The sequence below is a fragment of the Paenibacillus sp. HGH0039 genome (genome assembly GCF_000411255.1).
In the GTDB taxonomy this organism is placed as follows: Bacteria; Bacillota; Bacilli; order Paenibacillales; family NBRC-103111; genus Paenibacillus_F.
The window spans coordinates 2,059,121-2,084,662 of record NZ_KE150413.1; the positions used below are offsets into that span (position 1 = coordinate 2,059,121).

The following is a 25,542-nucleotide window of genomic DNA, read 5'->3' on the forward strand; positions in this document are numbered from 1 at the left end:
TCATCCCTACGCCCGACGGCGGGCATGAGGGCAGCCGGATTCATTTGGCGCGGCGCTTAAGGACGGAGGAACTCATGAGTATTATTCATGCCGAACATCTAGTAAAAACTTACGGAGAGAAAGTTCTCTTCGACGATATATCGTTTACCATCTCGGAAAAACAGCGGATCGGTCTGATCGGTGTCAACGGCACCGGCAAGTCTTCTCTGCTGAGAATTTTGGCGGGTCTGGAAACGCCGGACTCCGGATCGATCGTTCATTCCAATCATTTCAGAGTGGAATACTTGCCTCAACAGCCGGAGTTCGATGAACGTTCAACGGTTCTGGAGCAGGTTTTCTACGGAGAAACGCCCCTTATGAAAGTGCTCCGCGACTACGAGCAGGCACTCGCGGCCCTTGATAGCAGCCCCGAGGACGAGGCTGCCCAGCAGAAGCTGATGCGGGTGCAGGCGAGAATGGACGAGCTGGACGCCTGGGAGGCCGGCACAACGGCCAAGACAGTCCTGACGAAGCTCGGCATCACGGAATTCGGCAAGCCCGTCGGCGAGTTGTCCGGCGGCCAGCGGAAGCGTGTCGCGATGGCCCGTGTACTGATCCAGCCCGCCGACCTGCTTATTCTCGACGAGCCTACCAACCACATCGACAACGAGACGGTGGACTGGCTGGAGCAGTTTTTGAGCAAATGGAAAGGCGCTCTGCTGCTCGTCACGCACGACCGCTATTTCCTTGAGCGCGTGACCAGCCGCATCCTGGAGCTCGACCGCGGCAGCATATACAGCTATGAAGGCAATTACACGACGTTTCTGGAGAAAAAGGCCGAGCGCATGGAGCGTGAAGCCTCCAGCGAAGACAAGCGGCGCAACCTGCTCCGCAGAGAGCTTGCCTGGCTGCACCGCGGCGCGAAAGCCCGCACGACGAAGCAGAAAGCCCGCGTCGAACGGGCGGAGGAGCTGCGCGACCGCAAGGTCGACGGGCCTGCGGCAAAGCTCGATATGGCTCTGGCAGGCAGCCGCCTCGGCCGCAAAGTCATCGAGCTCAAGCAGGTGAGCAAAGGCTACGAGGGCCGTGAGCTCATCCATGATTTCAGCTATATTGTGCTGCCGGACGACCGGATCGGCATTATCGGCCGTAACGGAAGCGGCAAATCGACGCTGCTGAATATGCTTGCCGGACGCCTCGGCCCGGACAGCGGCGAAATCGAGCGGGGGAGCACCGTCAAGCTTGCCTACTACACACAAGAAAGTGTGGAGATGGATGACAAGCAGCGTGTCATCGAGTATGTCCGGGAGGCGGCCGAGGTCATCCGAACGAAGGACGGAGAGAGCATCACGGCGGCGCAGATGCTGGAAAGATTCCTGTTCCCGCCGAATCTCCAGTGGACGCCGATCGGGAAACTTTCCGGGGGCGAGAAACGCCGGCTCTATCTGCTGCGTACACTGATGGGAGAGCCGAATGTCCTGCTGCTCGACGAGCCGACGAACGATCTGGATATTCAGACCTTGTCCATTCTGGAAGATTATCTGGAGCAGTTTCCGGGGGCCGTCATCACGGTATCCCATGACCGTTATTTCTTGGACCGGACCGCCGACCATCTGTTCTCGTTTACGGGCGAGGGAGAGATCGAACCGTATATCGGAACGTATTCCGAATACCTGGAGCTCAAACAGCAGCGTGAAGCTTCCGAGCTTAAGCCCGACGCCAAAGAAAAAGCCCGGACCCAGGCCTCCGCATCATCGGCTCCATCCACGGGTACAACCGGAGCGGTCTCCGGCGGGGAACGCGCCAAGAAGAAAAAACTCTCCTTCAATGAGCAGAAGGAATGGGATACGATCGAAGACCGCATCGCGGCGCTCGAAGAGAAGCTGGAGCGGATCAAGAGCGATATTGCGAAGGCCGGAAGCGACTACGGCCGGGTACAGGAGCTGTACGCCGAGGAGATCGCCGCCGGTGAAGAGCTGGAGCAGGCGATGGAACGCTGGACCATCCTCTCGGAGCTCGTGGAGGAAATCGAACGCGGCAAGTAAGCTCATTCCCGCAATTACGAGCGGGGAGCCCTTTTTTATGGTATACTAAAAGGAATTGGCTTGGAAGAAGCCGTGATTCTACAAAAAGGCAGGTTAACCGCACTTATGATCACTGTAACGGATGTAACGCTTCGATACGGCAAACGCGCTCTTTTCGAAGACGTTAATATTAAATTTACTCCCGGCAACTGCTATGGCCTGATTGGCGCTAACGGAGCGGGAAAATCCACGTTTCTGAAAATTTTGTCTGGCGAAATCGAACCCAACAAAGGGGACGTTCATATCGCTCCGGGCGAGCGTATGGCGGTTCTGAAGCAGAACCACTACGAATTCGATGAAACCGATGTTCTGAAAACGGTCATGATGGGCCATGCTCGCCTCTTTCAGATTATGGAAGAGAAAGACGCTCTCTACGCGAAATCGGACTTCTCCGAAGAAGACGGTATCCGTGCGGGCGAACTTGAAGGCGAATTCGCCGAGCTTGACGGCTGGCAGGCGGAGTCCGACGCGGCCGAGCTTCTGATCGGCCTCGGCATTCCGAAAGAGCTTCACGACCAGAAGATGAAAGATCTGGACGGCAACGAGAAAGTCCGGGTCCTTCTTGCGCAGGCCTTGTTCGGCAGCCCGAATATTCTGCTGCTCGATGAGCCTACCAACCATTTGAATCTCGAATCGATCCAATGGCTGGAGAACTTCCTGGCCAGATTCGAAGGCACCGTCATCGTGGTATCCCATGACCGTCACTTCCTGAACCAGGTTTGTACGCATATCGCGGACATCGACTTCAGCAAAATTCAGATGTACGTCGGCAACTACGACTTCTGGTACGAATCCAGCCAACTGGCTTTGAAGCTTGCCAGAGAGCAGAACAAGAAAACCGAAGAGAAGCGTAAAGAACTCGAAACGTTTATCGCGAGATTCAGCGCCAACGCCTCCAAGTCGAAGCAGGCGACATCCCGTAAGAAACAGCTCGAGAAGCTTACTCTGGACGACATCAAGCCGTCCAACCGCAAATATCCGTTCATCAATTTCAAACCGGAGCGGGAAGCGGGCAAGCAGCTTCTGGCGATTGACAGTGTCAGCAAGTCCGTTGAGGGCCAGAAAATTCTCGATAATATTTCCATCACCGTGAACAAAGGCGACAAAATCGCTTTCGTAGGTCCCGACGGACACGCGAAAACGACCCTGTTCCAGATTTTGATGGGCGAAACGGAAGCGGATGAAGGCACCTACACATGGGGCGTCACCACGACCCAGGCTTATTTCCCGAAAGACAACTCGCAGTACTTCGAGGGTGTAGATATGAACCTCGTCGACTGGCTGCGTCAATATTCCAAAGATCAGGACGAATCGTTTATCCGCGGCTTCCTGGGCCGGATGCTTTTCTCCGGTGAAGAAGCGCTTAAGAAAGCGAGCGTTCTGTCCGGGGGCGAGAAAGTGCGCTGCATGCTGTCCAAAATGATGCTCGCAAGCGCCAACGTTCTTATTCTCGACGAGCCGACGAACCACTTGGATCTCGAATCCATTACGGCTCTGAATAACGGGCTGATCGACTTTGACGGCACAATGCTGTTCGTGTCCCATGACCATCAGTTCATTCAGACGATTGCCAACCGCATTATCGAAATTACACCTAAAGGCGTGATTGACCGGATGATGCCTTACGATGAATATCTGGAAAATGAAGATGTGCGCCGTCTGCGTGAAGAGTATTACGCTTAAAGCAGTAGAGGCTTGCGAACGGGATACACAGAAGAGGCGCTTGGATGTTCATCATCCGGGCGCCTTTGCTGCGCTCCGGAGATGCGGGAACAGAAGGATATTCCGCTTGCCGCTGCCGCACTGCCGTTACGCAATGAACACTGATCGAAAAGGAGCTGCCCGGTATGTTTGATCCGACGGTTTACGAGAACTTAAAAGTCGTTTTGGAAGGCGCTGTCTACGATTTGGATCTGTCCGGAGAAATTCTGGTTACGAACCGGTCGGACGTCATGGATTTATCCAGCTTGGGCCGCCATTACCGGATCCGTTTTGTCCTCCGCGGCGGCGAAGAGAACATGGCTTCTCCGTGGGCGGAGCTTCATCTGGCGGCTGAACTGGAAGATTTGGCGGCGGAGCTGCTAAGCCGCAAAGGAGCCGAGCCGGGTTGTGCGCTTACGGTGAGATTCGGATTCCTTGTCGGCGATCCCTCGCGGGACTGTCCCGCGGTCGGATCGTCCCTGGAATCCATCTGGAGCGGAAGGCCGCTCATCACCCAGACGCTTTCTTATGTGTTCGGCTCCGAAAACGAAGGCTGGCACAATGAGGTTTTGCTTGAATTCGGCCGTAAGGTCAACGAAAGCCATCTCGACGACTTCGAAGGGCTGCTTGAACATACGTTATTGTCGCTGTCCGAGCTCAGGGACAAACATGCTTCCTGAAACGGGTCGGGACCCCTCTTTTTGCGACCGGCTTCTGCCTGTTAGGGAACCTTAGTCTTACATACTCCCGAGCTTTGCAGCCGGAACAAGGCTTTTTTATGGAAAGGAGATTGGTATGCAGGAATGGAACGATGACCAAATCAAGCAGGCCCTCATAGAAAAACAGTCGTTCGCCGTATTTTTTCATACCCCTTTTTGCGGAACTTGCAAAGTCGCCGGCCGAATGCTGGACGTGGCTCTGACGATCGAGCCGGAACTGCCCCTTAAAGCCTGCAACGCGAATTACGCGGGGGCGTCCGTGCAAAAGTGGAAAATATCGTCCATCCCCTGTATAGTGGTGGTAGAGAAGGGAATTGCCGCACGATTCATTTACGCCGTGAAATCGGTCGACTATTTGCTGGCCGAGCTTCGTCATTTGACGGGTATGCAGCATTTGAGGATCGTCGCATCGTCGGATTTTCCGGAAAATACTCCGTAACAGAGAGGAGCATCCACTTATGAACTATAGAAACGAAAGCACTGCTTCCGTCGGTGATCTGGTCATAGCATCTTACAAAACAGGGGAGTATATAGGCCGCATCGTGGAACCGCCGTCCAATATAAAAGCAGCCGTTCAGGTTCTTGCGGTCGTTAAGCATCCTTCGCAAGGGGATCTTCATAATCCGCAGCAGGGGGATGTCCCGTTCTTTCACCAGCGCCGCGCGCTGGCCTATCAGGAAATTGCGTTGATGCCGCTGTCGAGCATCCATGCCTACCACGGGAATGTCCCGGATTACACCCTTTCGCTCCAGCAGGCCCTCGAACGCGAGCTGAACATGCTGCATCAGACGGAGGAGTGGGCAAGGCGATCCATTGCGGAGCTGGAAGAGCTGCATCGCGAATATTTTCCTCAGTAATACGGCCGGCTGTACAAGTTTTAGAGCCAGGGATAAACAGATAACATGCGTAAATAAATCCGTTAAAAAGAAAAAAATCCTGCATTCACGAATCGTGAATGCAGGATTTTTTCTGCTTTTATACGCCTACCTGTATGTTTCGTATTCAGGGAGAAGCTCGTAACAGGCTATTGCTTCATTTATTGGGGCGGGTATTCACGCGAAGACTAATGCTTGGGCACATCCACGACAACATCCCCTCTGATTACGTTAGGCGTTTGCGTCTTGTTATAGAACCAAAAGCCAGGCGTGTCTTTAATACCGCGCAAATTCAGCCGGAATTCTTTTTTGGGCAGGCGGCCCGACCGGATCAGCAGATTGCTGCCGTCAACCGAGATTTCCCCGGGATTAAGGGTGAAGCTTTCCGCGCCTGCCGAAACCGTCACGTTTCCTTCGGCTTTCGCCGAGCCTTCGTCGATTCTTTTCTGAAAAGGGATCTTTACTTCCGTGCGTGAAAGCCGCTGCGCTTTGCCGGGGACGGGGGCTTCCTTGTACATATATCCGCCCAGATGGTATTCGTACGCGGTCCAGGTGGAATAGCCGAGTGCACGGACGGAATCGGAAAAAGCGCTCACCCACCCGCCGTCCTTAACCATCAAGAGGGCCGAGCCGATATCCGCCTGAACCCCGAGCGGAAGATCCGGATACTCCGCTTTGATTTTATCCGCAAAAACCTTGTAATGCTTCACGTAATCGGGAGGAAGACTCTCCTGCGGTTTGAGCCAGTCGGGCCAGTGGGTTTGCAGGAAATGGATGTCCGGTTTAACCCGGCCGACCATGGCCGCGGCATCGAGGCCCTGCCATTCCCTCAGCTTGTCAAAGGAACCGGGACCCGCGTCTATAGCCAAAGACCAGGTCGCCACCAGAATGCCCGGACGGGCTTCCCGCACTCCGCCTTTCCCGTTCATCAGTTCGTTCAGGAAATCGTTCACGGCTTCAACCCGGAAATCGACCCACTTCACGTAGGCCGCCGTGTCGGTTAAATAATAGCGGGGCGAAGAGGCGTTGGTAAAATCGGGCATCTCCAGGCCCGTTTTGTCGCGGAACGCTTTCTGCGCGAGCGGCCCGACATCCCCGTACACGCCGCGGTTGATTCCGTCCCATTCGGGAAAGTAGGGTTCGGCGACCTCAATCCCGTCGAAGGGATAATCGCGTACGAGCTTAGCCAGCGCCTGCTTTTTCCACTGGACATAGGCCGGGCTGTGGGGAGAGAACCGGTAATACCCGTCGTTCAGAGGCTTAAGCAGCTCCATCTGCCACGAAGGCCAATCCGCCGGAAAACGTGCCGTAGAATAGCTCCCGTTACCGAGGACGAGCGCCCATACCCCGATGCCTTTTGCCTGGAGGGCTTCGATAAAGGTGCGATTCACATCATTTTCGTTGACGACAAAATAATGGACCGTTTTGTACCCGTGCTGAAGAAGTTCGTCGGCTATGCTTTCGGGTGTCCGGTTCTGATAATAGGGAAAAGAGGGATCAACCTGGATGGAAGGGCCTTTCAGGGCGGCTTCTTTGCGTTTTGTCTCCGCTGCTTTGGAGTGAGGGGACGGGGCTGTCAAATCTTCCTGCGCGAGTGCGGGCACGGCCGACAAAAGGTGAGTGAGGAGTGTCACCAGGATCATCAGCGTCAGGGTTTGAACTAACCTTTCCTTGCTCCGCCAGGGACCTGGGCCGTGCTTTTTCCAACTGTTCATGTCGTCATTCCTCCTTGCTTTCCGTTAGGATGGGCATTTCGGGGACGGGCTTATGAGTCGTATGGAAGTTAAAATATTTCACTTTTTTAGTATATCACGGAAAAAATGTTCTTTATATGTCCGCGCATAAAAAAGACAGCGTTTTATTCTTTCGAAAACCGCTCGGAGAAATCCTTTTGAAAATATGGCCGGAAGGCTGATGCAGTCCTCCATTTGTGTTAAAATAAAGCCGAACTTACTTTATCGTGATATCGGAGGGTTTTGCACAATGGCACTCAATGATGAGATCAGAATCGGCGTCATCGGCGCGGGCAATATCGGTAACGTGCACATACTAGGGCTGCTTGAAACCCCGGGCGTTACGGTAGCGGCGGTTGCCGACGTGTTTCTTCCGCTTGCCGAAGCGCGGGCCAAAGAACATCAGATCTCTAAAGTTTACGGAAATGGTGAAGATTTGATCCATGATCCCGACATAGATGCAGTGGTTATCGCCGTATCGAACGAATGGCACGCCCCCCTTGCGGTAAAAGCGCTTCAGGCCGGCAAGCACGTCCTGCTGGAGAAGCCGATGGCCATCGATGTTAAGGCCGCGAAGGAAATCGTCCTGGCCGAACGTGAAAGCGGCAAGGTCCTGATGATTTCGCACCAGCGCCGCTGGGAACCGCTCAATATGCAGGTGAAGGAGCTCGTACAGCGCGGCAAGCTGGGCAACATCTACCATGCCAAAACCGGCTGGCTGCGCCGCAAAGGAATTCCGGGCTGGGGCACCTGGTTCACCCAGATGTCCAAATCGGGCGGCGGCCCGCTGATCGATATCGGCGTCCATATGCTGGATTTGTCTCTCTCGTTGATGGGAAATCCCCGTCCGGTTTCCGTCTTCGGCGCTACTTATTCGGAATTCGGTCCCAAACGCCGCGGAATCGGCAGCTGGGGCAAACCGAACTGGAGCGGCAGCTATGACGTGGAAGACTTGGCGACAGCCCTGATCAAGATGGACAACGGGAGCACGCTGACGCTCGACGTGAGCTGGGCGGCACTGACCGAAACCGACAATCAGCCGTATATTCATCTTCTCGGCACGGAAGGCGGGGCCACCTTGAGAGGAAGCTCCTACGGTAAACTGTTTGCGGAAATGTTCGATAAAGAAATCGACGTGGAGCTTGAGCTGCCCGAGCAGCAGACCGATCCGCGCCTCCTGATGAACATGCATTTTCTGGAATGCATCCGGACCGGAAGCGAACCGATGACATCCGTCATGTCGGGTTATACGAACAACTTGATTCTCAATGCAATCTACGAATCGTCCCGTACCGGCAAAGAGGTTGAACTGGACTGGGATTTATCTAACTAACCCGGGGGAGCTGCAGAAAAGTGGATTGGATGGCGTTAAGCTTAATCGGAACGATCGCGTTTGCCGTCAGCGGCGCGATTGTCGCAATGGAAGAGGATTATGATATTCTGGGCGTTTATGTCCTGGGCTTTGTAACCGCATTTGGCGGCGGGGTGGTCCGCAACCTGCTGATCGGAGAGAAAGTGACGATGCTCTGGCAGCAGGGGTTCCAGTTCACGATTGCGCTGGCCGCAATGACGCTGGTCTTTATATTTCCGCTGGCCTGGATCAAGCGGTGGAAATCCTGGGAATCGTTCTTCGACGCCATCGGTCTGGCGGCCTTCTCGATTCAGGGGGCGCTCTACGCGTCCAATCAGGGGCTTCCTGTAAGCGCCTCGATCGTTGCGGCCGTACTCACGGGAATCGGCGGCGGGGTTATTCGCGATCTCCTGGCCGGGCGCAAGCCTCTCGTATTAAGAGATGAAATTTACGCGGTCTGGGCCATGCTGGCCGGCTTTCTTATCGGCATCGGCTGGCCCCAGAATCCGCTCGGTCTGATTATTTTGTTCATGATCGTAGTCGTGTCCCGGATGTTCTCCGTCATCTTCAAATGGAAGCTTCCGCGCCGTTCTCTCCGGACACTGCTGCAGCAAAATGACGTGCCGAACAAACAGCGGCCTCCCGCGTTGCAGGAAGAAAGGAGAGAGTTCGATGTCAGTTGAATCTTTCTCGGCTCACGGCAAAATTTCAGGGGATCTACTGCAGGAAAGACTAGAAACGGTCAAAGATTTGAAGCAGAGCGAGCTGGACATGTACGCCTTGTCCAAAGATAAGGAAACCGGGGAACACTACGTGCATTACGCGTACAAACACCGGCAGATTTCGGGTACGGGCGAAGAAGAGCAGTTTCATCAGCTGCTCCCAGTGGAGAGCGACGATGTGCTCGGAATCCTGTTCTCGGATCAGCCGTACGAATATCCGGACGCCTGGAACCGGCCGTTCCTGCGCAACGGTCCCGAAGGATTCTACATCTGGTTTGATCCCGGTTACGCCGAGGATACCGATGCGGATGAACATTTTGCCCGGGAAGTGTCGGAACGGCTGCTCAAAATGAAGCAGGCGGGCAAAGTGGACGCAGAGGCGGTAAGAAAGCTTTTTCGCGAACTGGATGACTTAAAATAAGTGTTGCGGAAAGCGTCCTTGCGGGGGCGCTTTTTTTCTATCCCTCCGCCTGGAGAAAGTTGAACCGCCAAAGAAGCCGATTCATCTGCGGAGAGTAAAAAATCTCCTTGCGCCATGCGCAAGGAGATGAAGACGTACTTGGAATGCATTTATTTGAAGTACGAAGTGGTGAGAGGGATGAACATGCCGCCGTCTCCCTTGATATCCGCGTTGATGAAAAGTTCCTCCACACCGGCAATATCGACTTCGATGGTCTTCAAGCCTTCTTGGATGGCGATCGTCGTGGTTTTCAATTTGATGTCTTTTTTGCTGTCTTGCACAAAAAATCTTTCGATATCATTTCCGGTAGCCGCTACCTGAAGCACAAGCTTCTGGTATTTGCCTTTAGGATACAGCATGAAGCCGCTGGAGCGGCTTGACTTCGCGTTATCAAAGTAAACGTCTTTGTAATCTTTGCCGCCGTAAGTCGTCAAATTAGGGTCTTTCGTGTGATAGGACGAATCTTCGAAGTCCTTGGCCAGGGCGACCCCTTCCGCTTGCTCGCCTAACAGGACCGTGTTGGTTGCTCCGTCGTAATTGACCGCTACGTTCAAGGTTTTGGCGATGCTCCGGACAGGCAGATAGGTGTTGCCGTCATATGTGATCGGAAGCACGACAGCTCCCTGCTCATCCTGCAGTTGGACAGGGGAACCGTTATATTTGACCGTAATGGAACCGTTCAGATAGGCTTTGATTTCCTGAAGATTGGCTCCGGCCAATACTCCGGTTCCCATACTCAGTACCATGGCGGCGCCGATTGCGGTTGCTGCTAGTTTCTTCTTCAAATCATTCTCACTCCTCTTCGGGATTAGGCACCTGAAACGGAAGGTGATAAACCCGTTCAGGTGGCTTGGTTACTTTATATACGTCAGATTTTTACTTTAGTTGCAGATAATTAACATTATAAGTGGGAATTATTTGATTAATAAGGGTCGGAATACCCAAATTATACGGAAAAGCATCCTTGCGAGGATGTTTTTTTTGGAGCCCGCAACGGGGAAGGAATAACTTTTAAAAAAGAACAGGCGTGGGAAGAATAAGAAGCGGTACGGCTCAAGCCGGAAACCATTCGACGGGAACACATCCGACAGATCCGACAGGAGGCTTAACACATGAAAATGAACGGATACACGTTTGCCGAATTGAACGGAAAAGAAGAACTAATAGAAGAGATCCGCAGCCTGGAAAGCAAATTGCAGGAACAGACAGGGGAACCGATCACCTTGATCGCTTACGAAAAAGAGCAGGCCGGGAACGGAGAACGGGCATGATTAAACAATACTTCGCCGAAGTCGTACTGGATGAGAGCGCAACGCTGAGCGATAGTCTGAACAGTCTCGTGGACCGGGCGGAGAATGAATTCGGCACCTCTTATATCGAGATCGCCTCGATCGTGCCGACGAAGCCCGACCGGTTTACGGTCATTTTGAATCTGGATTTCAACCGCAAACTAGGGGAGGACAAGGCTTAACGCCTGCGTCCTCCGGAAAAGAGGCCGGTAGTGGCAAACGCATATAAAGTCCGCGCGACTTGCGGATCTCCCTCCTGCGCGTACGCGCATCCCCATGATATTATCCGGGCGGTCAATTATGAGTCTTCTTACGCCATGGCGCTGATGCTCAATGACATCCCTTCCTATATGAGCTGTCCTTCCTGCGGAAATGATTTGCATTTTTATCCGTTTGCGCTTATCGAGGAACTGGGAACTTGACACCGCTTGCTCTTTTGACAGATAGTTAAAAAGAGAGAACGCAACAGGGGAAGGAAGACGCCGGATGAATTTGACACCTGCCGCTATGATGCGGCAATGGGAATTGCCAGATCGGATTACAAACCGACTCCTAACGCTGCGCAGCCGGATTGAATCCGGCCGGTTGGCTGAGGAACAGCTCCATTTAATCGGAAAACCGGGATTCGTCCCCGCACAGCCCGAAGTGCTCACAGACGCGATCATCGCTTTGGCGCTCGGCAAGCCCGTTTTGCTGAAAGGACCGACGGGTTCCGGCAAAACGAAGCTGGCCGAGCACTTGTCTTTTCTGACGGGTCAGCCGATGCACAGCGTCAATTGTTCCACGGATCTCGACGCGGAAGCTTTACTCGGGTTCAAGACCCTGAGCCGCTCCGGGGAAGGCACGACGATTGAATTTGTGCCGGGGCCGGTCATTACCGCCATGAAAGCGGGGCATATTCTTTACATAGATGAAGTAAATATGGCGAAGCCCGAGACACTTCCGCTTATAAACGGGGTTCTCGACCACCGGAGAACGCTGACCAATCCGTTTACGGGCGAGACGGTCACGGCTCACGAAGATTTCCGTGTCATTGCGGCGATTAACGAAGGATACATCGGGACCGTTCCGCTTAACGAAGCGCTGAAAAATCGTTTCGTGGCCGTCGACGTCCCTTACCTTCAAGGAGAAGCGCTCCTCGGCCTGCTGACGGAACGTACGGAACTGCGGGACACCCGGCTTCTCGAAGCGTTTGCGGCCCTGTCTGCCGATTTGCTCGCTCTCGTGCAGATGGGTCAACTGTCCGACGAAGCGGCGTCCGTCCGCGCCCTGCTGGACGCATGCGATCTCGCCGCTTTCATGCCGCCCCGGAGGGCCGTGGAACGGGCCATTGCCGCCAAGCTGGAAGACGAACGCGAAAGGGCCGCCGTGCGCAACGTGGCGGAGACGCTCTTTTAGCGATGTTCGTCGGGAAGCTGAATCTGCTGGATAACCGGCTGGAAGCCTTTATGCTTATGCAGCTTGTGGATCTGGCCCGGACCTTTACCCGGAACGGGGATCTGGAGCTTCAGCTCGCTTTTCATTCCCATTATGAGGAAAGTAAAGCGCTGCTGACGGTCAGCCAGTTCTGGCGGGACTGGAAACCGGCGCAGCGGGAAGCCGGAATGAAAAGCGACGTCTATCTCCGCGCGCTCGGCAGTGCGTGGTATTCGGGAAGGCGGGAAACCGAAGCGTTTCTGGAGTCCGTTACGAAGTCGCCGCTCTCCAGGCTGGGCATGGAGTTGTTTGCCCTCTGTGAAGACTTGCGGCTGGAACAGATCTGCCGGCGCATCCGCCCCGGTACCTCAGCCGTGTTTGAGGAGAGAGCGGACGTGTATAAAGGGTATTTTACGCACAAATTCAGAACGCACCTCGCCCGTCACGAGCTTGCGGACGCGCTGTTCGTTTCCGTTTATCTCTGGTTTAAAGGGGCGGACGTGCATGCGCTCTATAGTGAAGCGGGCAGCAGGATAGGCGAAACTTCCGGGGAATTTACTGCGCCAACAAAGCATGTAGAGGAACTGCTCCGGCTTGTGCAGCCGCTGCTGGAGGAGGCCGAAACGGCGGAGACGACGGCAGAAAACGCCCGGCTGTGCCTGCTTATGCTGGAGCTGCTGGAATACCGGCTGGAGCGAGATGCGGCGGACGCGTATTTCTCGGTCCGGCCCGGAAGCGGTACGGACGCGCCCTTGAGGCGCGGCGAACGTCCTGCCGGCAAGAAGGCGAAACGCCTCGCGAATGACGATGCGGAGCGGCTTAGCCCCCGGCAGGACAAAGACCGCAGAAGCGAGCGCCAGTCGATGTGGCACCGGGAGACGCGGAGCACCGCCGGGGAAGCGCTGAGGCAGTCGGTCGAGCGGGGCACGCGGACGGCGCGGTTCAGCGGGGCGGCGGCGAGGCCCGGGGACGATACGTCCGAAGAGGCTATGGCCGCCGCACGCGGGCGTTCCGCCGCCTCCGAGCGGAAGTCCGAGCCCCCGCCGGACAGCAGCGCGCCGTTCCTACCGTCCGGCGCTTCCGCCGGAAGCGGGGACGGCCCCTCCGGGCTGCGCGCCGCCGCAGAGTTTCAAGCCCCGCGGAGGCCTACCCCGGCGGAGGAAGACGCTTATCGCGAAGCGATCCGCGCGGTGGAGCCGCTGACAAGGCAGTTGACCCGCACGGTGAGACTGACGCTGGAGCGCAAGCGGGTCGCCCCGCGGAGCGATCTGCTCTACGGCCGGCTCGGCCGGAGGCAGCTGCTGCGCTACGTGACGGACGAAGCGCCGCGGCTCTTCACCAAGAAGCAGAACCCCGCGCCGGAGCTCGATGCGGCCTTCTCGCTTCTTGTCGATTGCTCCGCTTCCATGTACGATAAGATGGAAGAGACGAAGCTGGGCATCTCGCTCGTTCACGAGACGCTCCGGACTCTGCGCATCCCGCACGAGGTGACGGGCTTCTGGGAAGACGCGGAGCGGGTCACGGCCGAAGAAGCGCCGAACGTGTTTCACACGGTCATCGACTTCGGCTCGTCCTCGGCTCCGCGGAGCGGCGCCGCTCTGCTGCAGCTGGAGCCGCAGCAGGACAACCGTGACGGGTTCGCGATCCGTCACGCCGCCCGGCGGCTGCTGCGGCGCCCGGAGAAGCAGCGCGTGCTGCTTGTCTTCTCCGACGGCGAGCCTTCCGCCGCCGAATACCAGGAGGACGGCATCCTCGACACGTACGAGGCCGTCCTGGAATGCCGCAGGCTCGGGATCGACGTTATCAGCGTCTTCCTCGCCAGCGGCGAGGTGCATGAAACGCAGCGGACCACGATGCGCAACATCTACGGCAGGCACGGGATCGTGGTCCCGCACACCGCCGAGCTGCCGGAGCATCTCGCTCCGCTGCTGCGCAAGCTGCTTCTGCGCAGCGGCGGGTAGGGCGTCTTCCCGAACAATCGGCCGGCTCTTATAGGCGCCCGCCGTCAAGAACGTTATCGCACATAGGAATACTTGCCTAACCGCAAGCCGACAAAATATAGATGCACATTGCTGCACTCAGGGGAGAGGACACCGTATGTTTGGAGCACCGCTATCAGGGAAATCGAAGAAAATCATGCTGCTCGGTTCCGGGGAGCTTGGCAAAGAAGTCATTCTGGAGGCGCAGCGGCTCGGAATCGAAACGATCGCGGTCGACCGCTACGATCACGCGCCTGCCATGCAGGTGGCACACCGGAGCTATGTCATCGATATGCTGGACAGACAGGCGCTTCGCGAACTCATTGAGCGGGAGCGGCCCCATCTGATTGTGCCCGAGATTGAAGCGATCGCCACTCAGGAGCTTGTCGAGCTGGAGCAGGAAGGCTACCGTGTCATTCCGACCGCCAACGCGTCGCGCCTGACGATGGACCGCGAAGGCATCCGCAGGCTGGCTGCCGAGGAGCTCGGTCTGCGTACGGCGAAGTACGCCTTTGCCGATACGCTGGACGAGCTCCATGCCGCGGTCGCGGAAATCGGCACGCCTTGCGTCATCAAACCCATCATGAGCTCGTCGGGCAAGGGCCAGAGCGTATGCCGGTCCGAAGCGGACATCGAGGCCTGCTGGAATACGGCACTGGAAGGCGGACGGGCGAAAAAAGCCCGCGTCATCGTCGAGGCGTTCGTCACGTTCGAGTCCGAAATTACGCTGCTCACCGTCCGCTCCGTAAGCGGCACTTCCTTCTGTGCTCCGATCGGTCATGTGCAGAAGGAAGGCGACTATATCGAATCGTGGCAGCCGCACGCGATGAGCGAGTCCCAAATCGCGGAAGCCGAGCAGATGGCGCGGACGATCACCGATGCGCTCGGCGGTTACGGAATCTTCGGTGTCGAGCTGTTCCTGACGCGCGAAGGCGTATACTTCAGCGAGGTTTCGCCGCGTCCGCACGATACGGGCATGGTCACCATGGCGACTCAGGACCTGTCCGAATTTGCGCTCCACGCCAGAGCGATTCTCGGGCTGCCGATTCCGCAAATCCGCCTGCTTACGCCAGGCGCTTCCCATACGCTGAAGGCGGACCGCGGCAGCGCCGATTTCGAAATCGGCGGGCTGGAAGAGGCGCTCGCGGTGCCGGATGTCCAGGTGCGGATTTTCGGCAAGCCGGAAACGAAGCCGGGCCGCCGGATGGCGGTTGCCCTTGCCGCCGCGCAGGACACGGAAACGGCAAGAGCCATGGCCGCCGAGGCGGCGGGCAAGCTTTTTATCCGGTACGGGGAATAGAGTCCGTACCCGTAAACATTAGCGTTTCGTACAGCCGGGACGGAAGTTGAAGTTTACAGGCTTTCTCTCCGGCCGACGAGAAGGAGGCTTTGACCCATATGGAAGCGAAACCGACGAGCATCTCCCGCTCCATTATGACTGAAGTTATTTTTCCGCTGGATACGAATTATCACGGAACGGTTTTCGGCGGCAAAATTATGGAATATATCGACAAGATCGCGACCATCGCAAGCATGCGCCATTGCCGGCGCGGCGTCGTTACGGCGTCGAGCGACAGTCTCGACTTTCTGGCCCCCGTGCACCTGGGGGAAGCCATCGAGCTGGAAGCCTTCGTTTCCTGGACGCACCGGAGTTCCATGGAGGTTTATGTGCGTGTGGTGGCCGAAAACATGTTTACCGGTGAACGGCGGACGACGGCCACCTCGTTTATCACGTTTGTGGCATTGGATGACGAAGGTCGGCCGACTCCCGTTCCTGCGGTTATACCCGAGACGGAACGGGAAATGCGCCTGTACGAATCCGCCCCGACACGCTACGAGGCGCGCAGGAAACGCAAGGCGGAGCTGGAAGCCGATTGAAGAATCGGCGCGTGCTTAAATTTTTGACCGGAACCGGAACCGGCGTCTTTCCGAGCCGTACCAACAGGTAAAGGCACGTGCTAACGATATCGGTTCCTATTCCAATGAACAGAGGAGTGCTTGCGCTTGAACGCTCACGAGATTGATTACATTATCCATGGCAATGAAATGCAATACGTGGAGATTGAGCTTGACCCGCAGGAAAGCGTCATTGCCGAAGCCGGCAGCATGATGATGATGGAAGGCAACATCGGCATGGAAACGATTTTCGGCGACGGATCGGGCGGCGGCGGCCGGGGTCTGATGGGCAAGCTGATGGGAGCGGGCAAGCGGCTGCTTACCGGAGAGAGCTTGTTTATGACCGTGTACACCAACAACGGGCGGGGCAAAGAGCACGTTACGTTCGCCGCCCCGTATCCGGGCAAAATCATTCCGATGGATCTGCACGCGCTGGGCGGCAAGCTGATTTGCCAGAAGGATTCGTTCCTGTGCGCGGCCAAAGGCGTATCCATCGGGATCGAGCTGCAGCGCAAGCTGGGAGCGGGCTTTTTCGGAGGGGAAGGCTTCATCATGCAGAAGCTGGAAGGCGACGGACTCGGCTTCGTGCACGCCTGCGGTTCTATTCTGGAGCGCGAGCTTCAGCCGGGTGAGGTGCTTCGCGTCGATACGGGCTGCTTCGTTGCGATGACGCCGGACGTCCAGTATGACATCGAGTTCGTAAAAGGCATCAAAACGGCCGTTTTCGGCGGCGAGGGGCTGTTCTTCGTCACTGTAAGAGGCCCCGGCAAAGTGTGGCTGCAGTCCTTACCGTTCAGCCGCCTGGCCGAGAGAGTGATGGGCGGAGCTATCCGGGGCAAGGAAGAAGGCAGCGTGCTCGGGGGCCTCGGCAATCTGTTCGAACGCCGCTAGTGCTGCCAAAGCTCCAAGCAGCCAGCGTTTCCGCTATCAGAGAAGGGCTGGCGATTCAAGAGTTTCCGCGCGGGGCGCCTGTTGCTTTAATCGCTTCGCTTTCTCCACAGCCAAGCGAACCTGCGCATACACATTGAAAAAGGCAGTTCCTTTCCGATGAAAGGAACTGCCTTTTTATGTGAAAAGCCCGGGGGCTTCTGTTTTAATCAATAATGAAGCAGCATCTGATCCAGGCGTTCGTTAAACTCGCCCATCGAAATCAGCTCGACTTGGCGCGCGTCGTAATCCTGTTCGTCGAGATAAGAGTCCACATCGACTTCGCCCGGTACATTTTCCACCACGATATCATTATTCAAATAAACGATTAAAACGCGTTCGGCGTCAGCGGTTAGGTTGTTGTTCATCTTTCTTTGACCTCCAATGAAGCAAGTGATTTCAAAAGCTTGTGCGTTTGTTTCCAAGATAACTCCCACGCCTTTCTTACACGCTGCAAGAGCGTTTGAAACGGGGATTTTTTTCCTCGGAGTCCGGCGGACGGGCACTTACAATTTTTACAAAAAAACGTATTGACACGATTTATAGGCGATGCTATATTGATGTATAAATAATTCTTACTAAACTTATAGGATTTGTTTATTTTGTCCACCGGATCACCGGAGACGCGAAAAAAAAGTTCAGTAGGGAATGTGAAAAGTTAGACAACGAGGTGCCAAATTCGAAAGGGGTATATTTACATGGCTGCTTTAAAATCGCATTCTTTCAAAAGGGTTCTCGGACGCTCCGTTTCCGTCCTTGCCCTGACTTCGCTGCTAACCGGTTTGACCGCATGCGGCGGAGGAAACGAAACAACATCTACGAAAACGGGAACCGAAAACGGCGGCTCCGCACCAAAATCGGTCGAACTGCTTAATGTATCTTATGACCCGACGAGAGAACTGTACCAGGCATACAACGAAGCATTCATCAAGTACTGGAAAGAAAAGAAAGGCCAGACCGTAACGGTCAGCCAGTCTCACGGCGGTTCGGGCAAACAAGCCCGCTCGGTCATCGACGGACTGGAAGCGGACGTGGTTACGCTTGCGCTGGCTTACGATATCGATCAGGTTCAAGCGGCGGGTCTTATTGATAAAGGCTGGGAAACGGAATTAAAAGATAACAGCACTCCATACACATCCACGATCGTATTTCTCGTACGCAAAGGCAATCCGAAAGGAATCAAGGACTGGGACGATCTCATCAAGCCCGGCGTTTCCGTCATCACCCCCAATCCGAAAACTTCCGGCGGAGCGCGCTGGAACTACGTGGCGGCCTGGGGCTACGCGCTCAAGAAAAACAACAACGACGAGGCCAAAGCCAAGGAATTCGTCACCCAATTGTTCAAAAATGCGCCGGTGCTCGGAACGGGAGCGCGCGATTCAACGACTACCTTCGTGGAAAGAGGACTCGGCGACGTCCTGATCGCGTGGGAGAACGAAGCCTACCTGTCGCTAAACGAGCTGGGCAAGGATAAGTTCGAGATCGTGACGCCTTCGATCAGCGTGCTGGCGGAGCCTCCGGTAGCGGTAGTCGACAAGAACGCCGACAAGAAAGGCACGAAAGAAGTGGCCCAGGCTTATCTGGACTACCTGTATACGGAGGAAGGACAGAAAATCGCCGCGAAAAATTACTACCGGCCGCGTCTGGAATCCGTTGCGAAGCAGTACGAAAATCAATTCAAGCAAGTGAACCTGTTTAAAATCGACGATCCTGAATTCGGCGGCTGGGCCAAAGTCCAGAAAACACACTTCGCCGACGGCGGCGTATTCGACCAGATTTACAAACCGAAATAATTATGCGTGCCCGGGTGCGACGGTACAAACCGGCACCACTCGGTCTGCGATCAAGGGGACGTGTTCGCAATGGGAAGACGAAACAAAACGAAACGTATTTTACCCGGGTTCGGCTTGTCGATGGGCTTTACGGTGCTTTACTTGAGCCTGCTCGTGCTTTTCCCGCTTTCCGCGGTCGTGTGGAAAACGACGGGGCTGACCTTCGACCAGTTCTGGCAGGCAGTTACCGATGAACGGGTGGTCGCTTCCTACAAGCTCAGCTTCGGAGCTTCTTTAGCGGCAGCGCTGGTCAACACCGTATTCGGCCTGCTCGTGGCCTGGGTGCTTGTGCGCTACCGCTTTCCGGGCAAGCGATTCGTCGACGCGCTGGTCGACATGCCCTTCGCGCTTCCGACGGCCGTGGCCGGCATCGCGCTGACAAGCCTGTATGCCGACAACGGCTGGATCGGCAGCCTGCTCGCTCCGCTCGGCATCAAGGCGGCGTATTCGCCGCTTGGCATCATCATCGCGCTCACGTTTATCGGGCTTCCGTTCGTGGTCCGCACCGTGCAGCCTGTGCTGCAGGAGCTGGAGCACGAAACGGAAGAGGCCGCCGTGAGCCTCGGCGCTTCACGCTGGCGTACGTTCCGCCGCGTCATTTTCCCGCAGCTGGTGCCCGCGCTGCTGGCGGGGTTCACCCTCGCCTTCGCCCGGGCGATCGGCGAGTACGGCTCCGTCGTCTTCATTTCCGGCAACATGCCGATGAAGACGGAGATTACGCCGCTGCTCATCATGACGAAGCTCGAGCAGTACGACTATGCCGGGGCGACGGCCATTGCTCTGGTCATGCTGATCCTCTCGTTCGTGCTGCTGCTCGTCACCAACGCGCTGCAAATGAAATCCAACCGGCGGGTGAGCGGATGACCGCGAAAGGAGCTGAAGCAACATGGCAGGCAATGTAGCTGCAAATTTGAGCGGGCCTTCCTCGGAACCGGCGAAGCATATCACCGAGCCCCGGGCCGTCCAGTGGCTTCTGATCGGGGGAGCCCTGCTGTTTCTCGCCCTGCTTCTGGTGCTGCCGCTGGCGACGATTTTTATCCAGGCGTTCAAAAAAGGCACCGAAGTCTATCTGGCGGCTCTGACCCAAAAGGAGGCATGGGCGGCCATCCGGCTGACGCTGACGACAGCGGCCATTGCCGTTCCCCTGAACGTGGTGTTCGGCGTGGCGGCCGCCTGGGCAATCACGAAGTTTAAATTCCGCGGCAAGAACGTGCTGGTTACGCTGATCGACCTTCCGTTCGCCATTTCGCCCGTCATTGCCGGTCTCATGTTTATCCTGCTGTTCGGGACGAAAGGCTGGTTCGGTCCGTGGCTGGCCGATCACGATCTCAAGATCGTGTTTGCCCTGCCGGGCATCGTGCTCGCGACCGTGTTCATCACCTTCCCGTTCGTTGCCAGAGAACTGATTCCGCTTATGCAGGCCCAGGGCACGCAGGAGGAAGAAGCGGCGGCCACACTGGGCGCCAAGGGCTGGCGCATTTTCTGGAAAGTGACCCTCCCCAACATCAAGTGGGGACTGCTGTACGGAATCATTTTATGTAATGCGAGAGCGATGGGGGAGTTCGGGGCCGTTTCGGTCGTTTCGGGTCATATCCGGGGCAAGACGAATACCGTTCCGCTCCATATCGAAATTTTATACAACGAATATCAATTTTCGGCTGCATTTGCGGTTGCTTCCCTGCTCGTCATGCTGGCCGTGCTGACGCTGATCGTGAAAAGTCTGGCCGAATGGAAGTTCCACCAGTCCAACCGGCAGCAAACCGATTCCGGCTTAAACCACATAACGGAGGGGAGCTAACCCATGCACATCAGTGTAAGAGGAATTAACAAGTCATTCGGCTCCTACGAAGCCGCCAAAAATATTTCGTTCGACATTGAGCAGGGCAAGCTGATCGGCCTTCTGGGCCCGAGCGGAGGAGGCAAAACGACGATCCTCCGCATGCTTGCCGGACTGGAGTCGCCCGATTCTGGAGAGATTCTGTTCCACGGCGAAAAGGTGAATGGCCTTATGCCGCAGGAACGCCATATCGGGTTTGTTTTCCAGAACTATGCGCTGTTCAAGCACATGTCCGTGTACGACAACATCGCTTTCGGCCTCCAGGTGCAGAAGCGCGGCAAAGCGGAGATCCGCACCCGCGTCCATGAGCTGCTGCAGCTGACCGGCCTGGCGGGGCTTGAGAAGCGTCTGCCGCATCAGCTTTCAGGCGGCCAGCGCCAGCGGGTGGCTTTCGCCCGGGCGCTCGCTCCCGAGCCTCAGCTGCTCCTGCTGGATGAACCGTTCGCGGCCATTGACGCGAAAGTCCGCAAGGAGCTGCGCAGCTGGCTGCGGGAAATGATTTCCCGGGTCGGCATCACGACGATCTTCGTCACCCACGACCAGGAAGAAGCGGTCGAGGTAGCCGACGAAATCATGATCGTCAACAAAGGCCGGATCGAGCAGAAAGGCTCGCCGATCGACATTTACCGCGAACCGCTGACTCCGTTCGTCGCTTCCTTTATCGGCGAATCTTCGCCGCTGGAGGAAGCCGGCTCCCTGATCGGGTTCGCCGAAGCGGGCGACGCGTCCGCTATCGTCCGGCCCGAGTTCGTGGAGATCGGGCTGCCCGGTGAAATCAGCCGCCAGACGGCATCGGCGGAGGCCGTTGTCAGAAGCACCTATTTCCGCGGATCAAACTGGCAGGTCGAAGTGGAAAGCGGACCTTACCGGCTGGTTGGTTACCGTTCGCTGGAACTGCCCCAGTTGGAAGCGGGGGACCATGTCCATGTTCTGGTCCACCGACTGTACATCTTCGACGGCAATGAGACAAGAACCGTTGAAAATGCCTTAAAAAACGATCCCATGCCGGTTCATATCTGATCCGGACCTCACAGAAGCGCACTTGCAGAAAGGACTAGGGCTATGGAACATCACATCACAATCCCGAGCGGGGATTTGGAACTGGCAGCTACGCTGCACTATCCGACGGACGGGGAGGGCGCCGACTGCCGAGGAGGCGCGGGCAAATGGCCGGTTGTCATTATCTGCCACGGCTTTATCGGCAACCGGATCGGCGTCGACCGGCTGTTCGTCAAGACGGCGCGGGCTTTGAGCAGCCAGGGCTACATGGTGCTCCGCTTCGATTACGGCGGCTGCGGCGAAAGCACCGGCGATTACGGAGCGGGAGGACTCGATCCGATGATCGCCCAGACCCGCCGGGTGCTGGATTACGCGCTAAGCCTGGACTGCGTGGATCCCGGAAGCGTGACGCTGCTGGGTCACAGCCTAGGCGGTGCGGTCGCCCTGCTGACCGCCGCTTCCGACCACCGCGTGCGGACCCTGGTGATGTGGTCGGCCGTAGCCCACCCGCACAATGACATTGTACGAATTGTAGGCAAGGAAGCTTATCGCCAGCTGGAGCCTGACAAAGGCATCGACTATCAGGGGTATCTGCTTACCCCGGCTTTTTTCGACTCTCTCTCCAAGCATCAACCGTTCGAGCAGCTGCGCAAATTCGGGGGAGATGTTCTCATCGCACACGGCACGGCGGACGAAGACATACCGGTAGATTACGCCCCGCTTTATCAAAAAATGTTCTGGCTCCGGGCTGACGGACGCTGTGATCTGGAACTCATCTTCCAGGCCGACCATACGTTCTCGAACCGGGACGCCACCTTTACTTTAATAGGCAAAACGTCCGCTTGGCTGGTAGACCTGCAGAAGCGTAAAAAAGAATGGTACGATTGGATGATTTGAATCGAGGGTAGAGAGGATGAGAATTATGGCCAAACCTGTTGAACTGAATGAAGTCTGGATTGACCGGATCATTCAAAGCATTAACGGATTGGAGTACGGAACCGTTCAAATCATTATTCATGACGGCCGGGTCGCTCAAATCGAGCGGACGGAACGGAAACGTTTCGACAATGAGACGAAGCGGAGCGCGGCCGGCGCCGATGCCAAGCTGCATATCGAACGCAAAGCGAGCGACGGCAGGGGATAGCCTCCTTTTTCCTGAATCGTGTACGTAATGAAGACCTGTTATCCATGGGGATAACGGGTCTTTTTCGTCGAAAGGGCTTGAAACGAACCTGTATGGGAAATAATGTTAGATATGGGAATCGTAAAAGGTGCGGCCGTTCAGGCACGAAATAAATTCAGCGTGAAGTCTATCTCAATCCATGATACAATTCTTGATTAGCGGCAAGGAAAGGACTGGAATTGATTGGACAAGGCAGAAGCATGGTTTAAATTAAAAGAACGCCAGACGACGATCGGGACGGAAGTGCTGGCGGGATGTACGACGTTTATGACGATGGCGTTCGTGGTGATCGTGAATCCCGGCATTTTAAGCGCATCGGGCATGGATTTTCATGCGGTGTTCATCGCAACGATCCTGACGACTATATTTTCGACGCTCATTATCGCACTGGCGGGCAACTACCCGATCGTCATAGCTCCAGGCATGGGCATCAATGCGTTCTTTGCCTTCGGCGTCGTCCAGGGAGCGGGGGTATCCTGGCAGGTAGCGCTGGGCTCCGTATTTTTGGCCGGACTTCTATTTATGCTGATTTCACTCAGCCGGCACGGCCGGTTGTTGATCGAATCCATTCCGGCCTCGTTAAAATATGCGATTACAGCCGGTACGGGATTGTTTATTTGTTTTGTAGGGCTGCAAAACGCCAAGCTGATCGTCGCTTCACCGGATACGCTCGTCACAATCGGAAGTCTGCACGAGCCGGCGGCTCTGCTGTCCGTTATCGGACTTGTGCTCACACTGGTCTTGATGTCGTACCGCGTCCGTGCGGCGCTTTTTATCGGAATGCTGCTGACGGCCGCGATCGGCTGGCTGATGGGGCTGCTGATTTTACCGGATCACTGGTTCGCCTGGCCCGGAACGATGACGGGAACGTTTATGCAGATGGACGTGAAAGGTGTATTCGAGCAGGGACTGTTTGCCGTTACGTTTACGTTTCTGCTGATCTCGGTGTTCGATACGACCGGAACATTGGTCAGTCTGGCGGAGCAGGCGGGACTCATGAAAAACGGCGTTTTTCCCCGTTCCCGAAGCGCGCTTATGGCGAACGCTGCCGGCGTTACGGCCGGTGCCGTAATGGGGACAAGCCCGGTTACGACGCTGATCGAGTCGGGCTCAGGAATAGCCGCAGGGGGCCGGACGGGCTTAACGGCGGTCGTCACCTGCGCGCTGCTGGCCGCCACGTCGTTTTTGGCTCCCGTGGTGGAAACGCTGGCTAACCTGCCATCGGTTACGGCGCCCGCGCTGATTGTGGTCGGGTATTATATGATTACCGATCTGCTGCATATCGACTGGAAAGATTTCGAAGAATCTTTCCCCGCTTTTCTCGTTCTTGTTACGATGCCGCTGACGTACAGTGTATCGACGAGCATCGGAATCGGGTTTATTTTTTACATTGTGCTGAAGGCGGCCCGGGGACGGTTCAAGGAAATCCATCCTGTGCTTTACGTGTTCGCTGCGCTGTTTATCGTGCAGATCGGATTTTTCCACGGCTGATCCCCGTCCCGCTCAAACCGAAAAACAAGGGTGATCGGATGAAGGAAACACATTTTCATTTAAACGAAGAGACGGAGATGCCTGTCTTTGTTTACCGGTGGGAGCCGGAACGGGGCACTCCCCTTCGAGGCGTCGTACAGATCGCGCACGGCATGGCGGAACATGCGCTGCGCTACAAGCGGTTTGCGGAGAAGCTCACGGCCCGCGGTTATATCGTCTACGCGAGTGACCACAGGGGGCACGGAAGAACGGCCGCCCATAAGAACGACTTGGGATACCCGGGACCGGACGGGTTCGCGGGGATGACCGACGATATGATCGATCTGGGCAGACGGATACACGAGGAACAGGGCGGGCTGCCACTGTATCTGATCGGGCACAGCATGGGATCGTTCCTTTCCCAGAAAGTCATGTACCGGGCTCCGCAGCTTTATGAAGGCGTGGCTCTTCTCGGGACGAACGGACCGAAGGGCGCGATTTTGAAAGCTGGCATTCTGCTGGCGAAAATGCTCGTTTCCCGCAGCGGTGACCGCGCCCGCAGCAGGTTCCTGAGCCACACGGCGCTCGGCAGCTTTAACCGGCCTTTCCGTCCGAACCGGACGGAATTCGACTGGCTCAGCACGGACGAGGCGGAGGTCGATAAATTCGTGAAAGATCCGCTTTGCGGGTACATCTGCACAACGGGATTTTTTAAAGACTTTTTTATCCATCTGTCCGATATTCATCTGAAACGTCATATGCGGAGCATTCCGAAACACCTTCCGGTCCTGCTTCTAGCCGGTGATAAAGATCCCGTCGGCGGGCAGGGCAAGGGCGTGAGACGTCTTGCGGCCTTGTACCGTAAACTGGGGCTGGAGCAGGTGGACTGCAAGCTGTATGAGAACAAACGTCACGAGATTTTGAACGAAGTGAACCGCGAAGAAGTGATGGAAGACGTGATAAGCTGGCTCGATTCTTCCCGTGGCCTGATTAAAGAACCCGTTACATCCTGAGGAGCAGACCGGACCGCGAGAGCGGTCTGTTTTTTTAGTTGCCGGTCGTATAATCAGGGCTTAACAAAAATACCAAA

General features: G+C 56.0%; 27 protein-coding genes. 24 read left to right on the top strand and 3 right to left on the bottom strand.

Annotated elements, in window-relative coordinates:
- Positions 1–74: 74 nt before the first annotated feature.
- The 5 genes from HMPREF1207_RS23850 to kapB all read left to right on the top strand — a co-directional run bounded on the left by HMPREF1207_RS23850 (position 75) and on the right by kapB (position 5,340).
- Positions 75–2,024: an ABC-F family ATP-binding cassette domain-containing protein gene (locus HMPREF1207_RS23850; RefSeq protein WP_009672568.1), complete on the top strand. Its 1,950-nt coding sequence runs from the start codon at positions 75–77 to the stop codon at positions 2,022–2,024.
- A gap of 105 nt (positions 2,025–2,129) precedes the next feature.
- Positions 2,130–3,746, top strand: coding sequence for an ABC-F family ATP-binding cassette domain-containing protein (locus tag HMPREF1207_RS23855; protein ID WP_036740543.1), 1,617 nt, complete (start codon positions 2,130–2,132; stop codon positions 3,744–3,746).
- Positions 3,747–3,910: 164 nt separating this feature from the next.
- Positions 3,911–4,444: a hypothetical protein gene (locus HMPREF1207_RS23860; RefSeq protein ID WP_009672446.1), complete on the top strand. Its 534-nt coding sequence runs from the start codon at positions 3,911–3,913 to the stop codon at positions 4,442–4,444.
- A 115-nt stretch (positions 4,445–4,559) separates the two neighbouring features.
- Positions 4,560–4,922 carry a thioredoxin family protein gene (locus tag HMPREF1207_RS23865; RefSeq protein ID WP_009672389.1) on the top strand — a complete coding sequence of 121 codons (363 nt, stop codon included), beginning with the start codon at positions 4,560–4,562 and terminating at the stop codon, positions 4,920–4,922.
- 19 nt (positions 4,923–4,941) lie between these two features.
- The gene (gene kapB, locus HMPREF1207_RS23870) at positions 4,942–5,340 is read left to right on the top strand and encodes a sporulation phosphorelay system protein KapB (protein ID WP_009672499.1); all 399 of its coding nucleotides are present in this window, start codon (positions 4,942–4,944) and stop codon (positions 5,338–5,340) included.
- Between the two features lie 206 nt (positions 5,341–5,546).
- On the opposite strand, the gene HMPREF1207_RS23875 is transcribed toward kapB, so the two are convergent.
- Positions 5,547–7,073, bottom strand: a complete 1,527-nt coding sequence (locus tag HMPREF1207_RS23875) for a hypothetical protein (RefSeq protein ID WP_009672415.1) — start codon at positions 7,071–7,073, stop codon at positions 5,547–5,549.
- A gap of 268 nt (positions 7,074–7,341) precedes the next feature.
- Between HMPREF1207_RS23875 and HMPREF1207_RS23880 the strand changes: the two genes are divergently transcribed.
- Genes HMPREF1207_RS23880 through HMPREF1207_RS23890 form a run of 3 tightly spaced genes read left to right on the top strand, consistent with a single transcriptional unit; the run spans position 7,342 to position 9,585 of the window.
- Entirely contained in the window at positions 7,342–8,424 is a 1,083-nt protein-coding gene (locus HMPREF1207_RS23880) for a Gfo/Idh/MocA family protein (RefSeq protein WP_009672386.1), read from the top strand.
- Positions 8,425–8,444: 20 nt separating this feature from the next.
- Positions 8,445–9,125, top strand: coding sequence for a trimeric intracellular cation channel family protein (locus HMPREF1207_RS23885; RefSeq protein ID WP_016424035.1), 681 nt, complete (start codon positions 8,445–8,447; stop codon positions 9,123–9,125).
- Positions 9,115–9,585 carry a hypothetical protein gene (locus HMPREF1207_RS23890; RefSeq protein WP_009672536.1) on the top strand — a complete coding sequence of 157 codons (471 nt, stop codon included), beginning with the start codon at positions 9,115–9,117 and terminating at the stop codon, positions 9,583–9,585. Before HMPREF1207_RS23885 ends, HMPREF1207_RS23890 begins: the two co-directional genes overlap by 11 nt.
- Before the next feature lie 149 nt (positions 9,586–9,734).
- Here HMPREF1207_RS23890 and HMPREF1207_RS23895 read toward each other — a convergent pair whose 3' ends face one another.
- Positions 9,735–10,409, bottom strand: a complete 675-nt coding sequence (locus HMPREF1207_RS23895; protein WP_009672435.1) for a stalk domain-containing protein — start codon at positions 10,407–10,409, stop codon at positions 9,735–9,737.
- Positions 10,410–10,736: 327 nt separating this feature from the next.
- On the opposite strand from HMPREF1207_RS23895, the gene HMPREF1207_RS29985 reads away from it, so the two are divergent.
- The 8 genes from HMPREF1207_RS29985 to HMPREF1207_RS23930 all read left to right on the top strand — a co-directional run bounded on the left by HMPREF1207_RS29985 (position 10,737) and on the right by HMPREF1207_RS23930 (position 17,095).
- The gene (locus HMPREF1207_RS29985; RefSeq protein WP_009672540.1) at positions 10,737–10,895 is read left to right on the top strand and encodes a hypothetical protein; all 159 of its coding nucleotides are present in this window, start codon (positions 10,737–10,739) and stop codon (positions 10,893–10,895) included.
- A complete protein-coding gene (locus HMPREF1207_RS23900) occupies positions 10,892–11,095 on the top strand; it encodes a hypothetical protein (protein ID WP_009672509.1) in 204 nt (67 codons plus the stop codon). Before HMPREF1207_RS29985 ends, HMPREF1207_RS23900 begins: the two co-directional genes overlap by 4 nt.
- A 30-nt stretch (positions 11,096–11,125) precedes the next feature.
- Positions 11,126–11,335: a hypothetical protein gene (locus HMPREF1207_RS23905; protein WP_009672554.1), complete on the top strand. Its 210-nt coding sequence runs from the start codon at positions 11,126–11,128 to the stop codon at positions 11,333–11,335.
- Positions 11,336–11,399: 64 nt separating this feature from the next.
- A complete protein-coding gene (locus tag HMPREF1207_RS23910) occupies positions 11,400–12,311 on the top strand; it encodes an AAA family ATPase (protein WP_009672385.1) in 912 nt (303 codons plus the stop codon).
- 2 nt (positions 12,312–12,313) lie between these two features.
- On the top strand, positions 12,314–14,290 hold the full coding sequence (locus HMPREF1207_RS23915) for a nitric oxide reductase activation protein NorD (protein ID WP_009672462.1): 1,977 nt from the start codon (positions 12,314–12,316) through the stop codon (positions 14,288–14,290).
- 136 nt (positions 14,291–14,426) lie between these two features.
- Positions 14,427–15,608, top strand: a complete 1,182-nt coding sequence (gene purT / locus HMPREF1207_RS23920) for a formate-dependent phosphoribosylglycinamide formyltransferase (RefSeq protein WP_009672511.1) — start codon at positions 14,427–14,429, stop codon at positions 15,606–15,608.
- Positions 15,609–15,706: 98 nt separating this feature from the next.
- A complete protein-coding gene (locus tag HMPREF1207_RS23925) occupies positions 15,707–16,186 on the top strand; it encodes an acyl-CoA thioesterase (protein WP_009672373.1) in 480 nt (159 codons plus the stop codon).
- Between the two features lie 126 nt (positions 16,187–16,312).
- Positions 16,313–17,095, top strand: coding sequence for a TIGR00266 family protein (locus tag HMPREF1207_RS23930; protein ID WP_009672402.1), 783 nt, complete (start codon positions 16,313–16,315; stop codon positions 17,093–17,095).
- A gap of 206 nt (positions 17,096–17,301) precedes the next feature.
- Here the strand turns inward: HMPREF1207_RS23930 and HMPREF1207_RS23935 are convergent, their stop codons facing one another.
- The gene (locus HMPREF1207_RS23935) at positions 17,302–17,499 is read right to left on the bottom strand and encodes a hypothetical protein (protein WP_009672458.1); all 198 of its coding nucleotides are present in this window, start codon (positions 17,497–17,499) and stop codon (positions 17,302–17,304) included.
- Between the two features lie 330 nt (positions 17,500–17,829).
- Here HMPREF1207_RS23935 and HMPREF1207_RS23940 point away from each other — a divergent pair, with 330 nt between their 5' ends.
- The 8 genes from HMPREF1207_RS23940 to HMPREF1207_RS23975 all read left to right on the top strand — a co-directional run bounded on the left by HMPREF1207_RS23940 (position 17,830) and on the right by HMPREF1207_RS23975 (position 25,465).
- Positions 17,830–18,924, top strand: coding sequence for a sulfate ABC transporter substrate-binding protein (locus HMPREF1207_RS23940; protein WP_009672473.1), 1,095 nt, complete (start codon positions 17,830–17,832; stop codon positions 18,922–18,924).
- A 69-nt stretch (positions 18,925–18,993) separates the two neighbouring features.
- Complete coding sequence (gene cysT / locus HMPREF1207_RS23945; protein WP_009672390.1) at positions 18,994–19,827, top strand: sulfate ABC transporter permease subunit CysT; 834 nt, start codon at positions 18,994–18,996, stop codon at positions 19,825–19,827.
- Between the two features lie 22 nt (positions 19,828–19,849).
- Positions 19,850–20,761, top strand: a complete 912-nt coding sequence (gene cysW, locus HMPREF1207_RS23950) for a sulfate ABC transporter permease subunit CysW (RefSeq protein ID WP_009672465.1) — start codon at positions 19,850–19,852, stop codon at positions 20,759–20,761.
- A gap of 3 nt (positions 20,762–20,764) precedes the next feature.
- Positions 20,765–21,820, top strand: a complete 1,056-nt coding sequence (locus HMPREF1207_RS23955; protein WP_009672375.1) for a sulfate/molybdate ABC transporter ATP-binding protein — start codon at positions 20,765–20,767, stop codon at positions 21,818–21,820.
- A gap of 42 nt (positions 21,821–21,862) precedes the next feature.
- On the top strand, positions 21,863–22,696 hold the full coding sequence (locus tag HMPREF1207_RS23960) for an alpha/beta hydrolase family protein (protein ID WP_009672569.1): 834 nt from the start codon (positions 21,863–21,865) through the stop codon (positions 22,694–22,696).
- A 25-nt stretch (positions 22,697–22,721) separates the two neighbouring features.
- Entirely contained in the window at positions 22,722–22,943 is a 222-nt protein-coding gene (locus HMPREF1207_RS23965; protein ID WP_009672490.1) for a YezD family protein, read from the top strand.
- Between the two features lie 222 nt (positions 22,944–23,165).
- Complete coding sequence (locus HMPREF1207_RS23970) at positions 23,166–24,473, top strand: NCS2 family permease (RefSeq protein WP_009672547.1); 1,308 nt, start codon at positions 23,166–23,168, stop codon at positions 24,471–24,473.
- Positions 24,474–24,511: 38 nt separating this feature from the next.
- Positions 24,512–25,465, top strand: a complete 954-nt coding sequence (locus tag HMPREF1207_RS23975) for an alpha/beta fold hydrolase (RefSeq protein ID WP_009672376.1) — start codon at positions 24,512–24,514, stop codon at positions 25,463–25,465.
- The last annotated feature ends 77 nt before the right edge of the window (positions 25,466–25,542 follow it).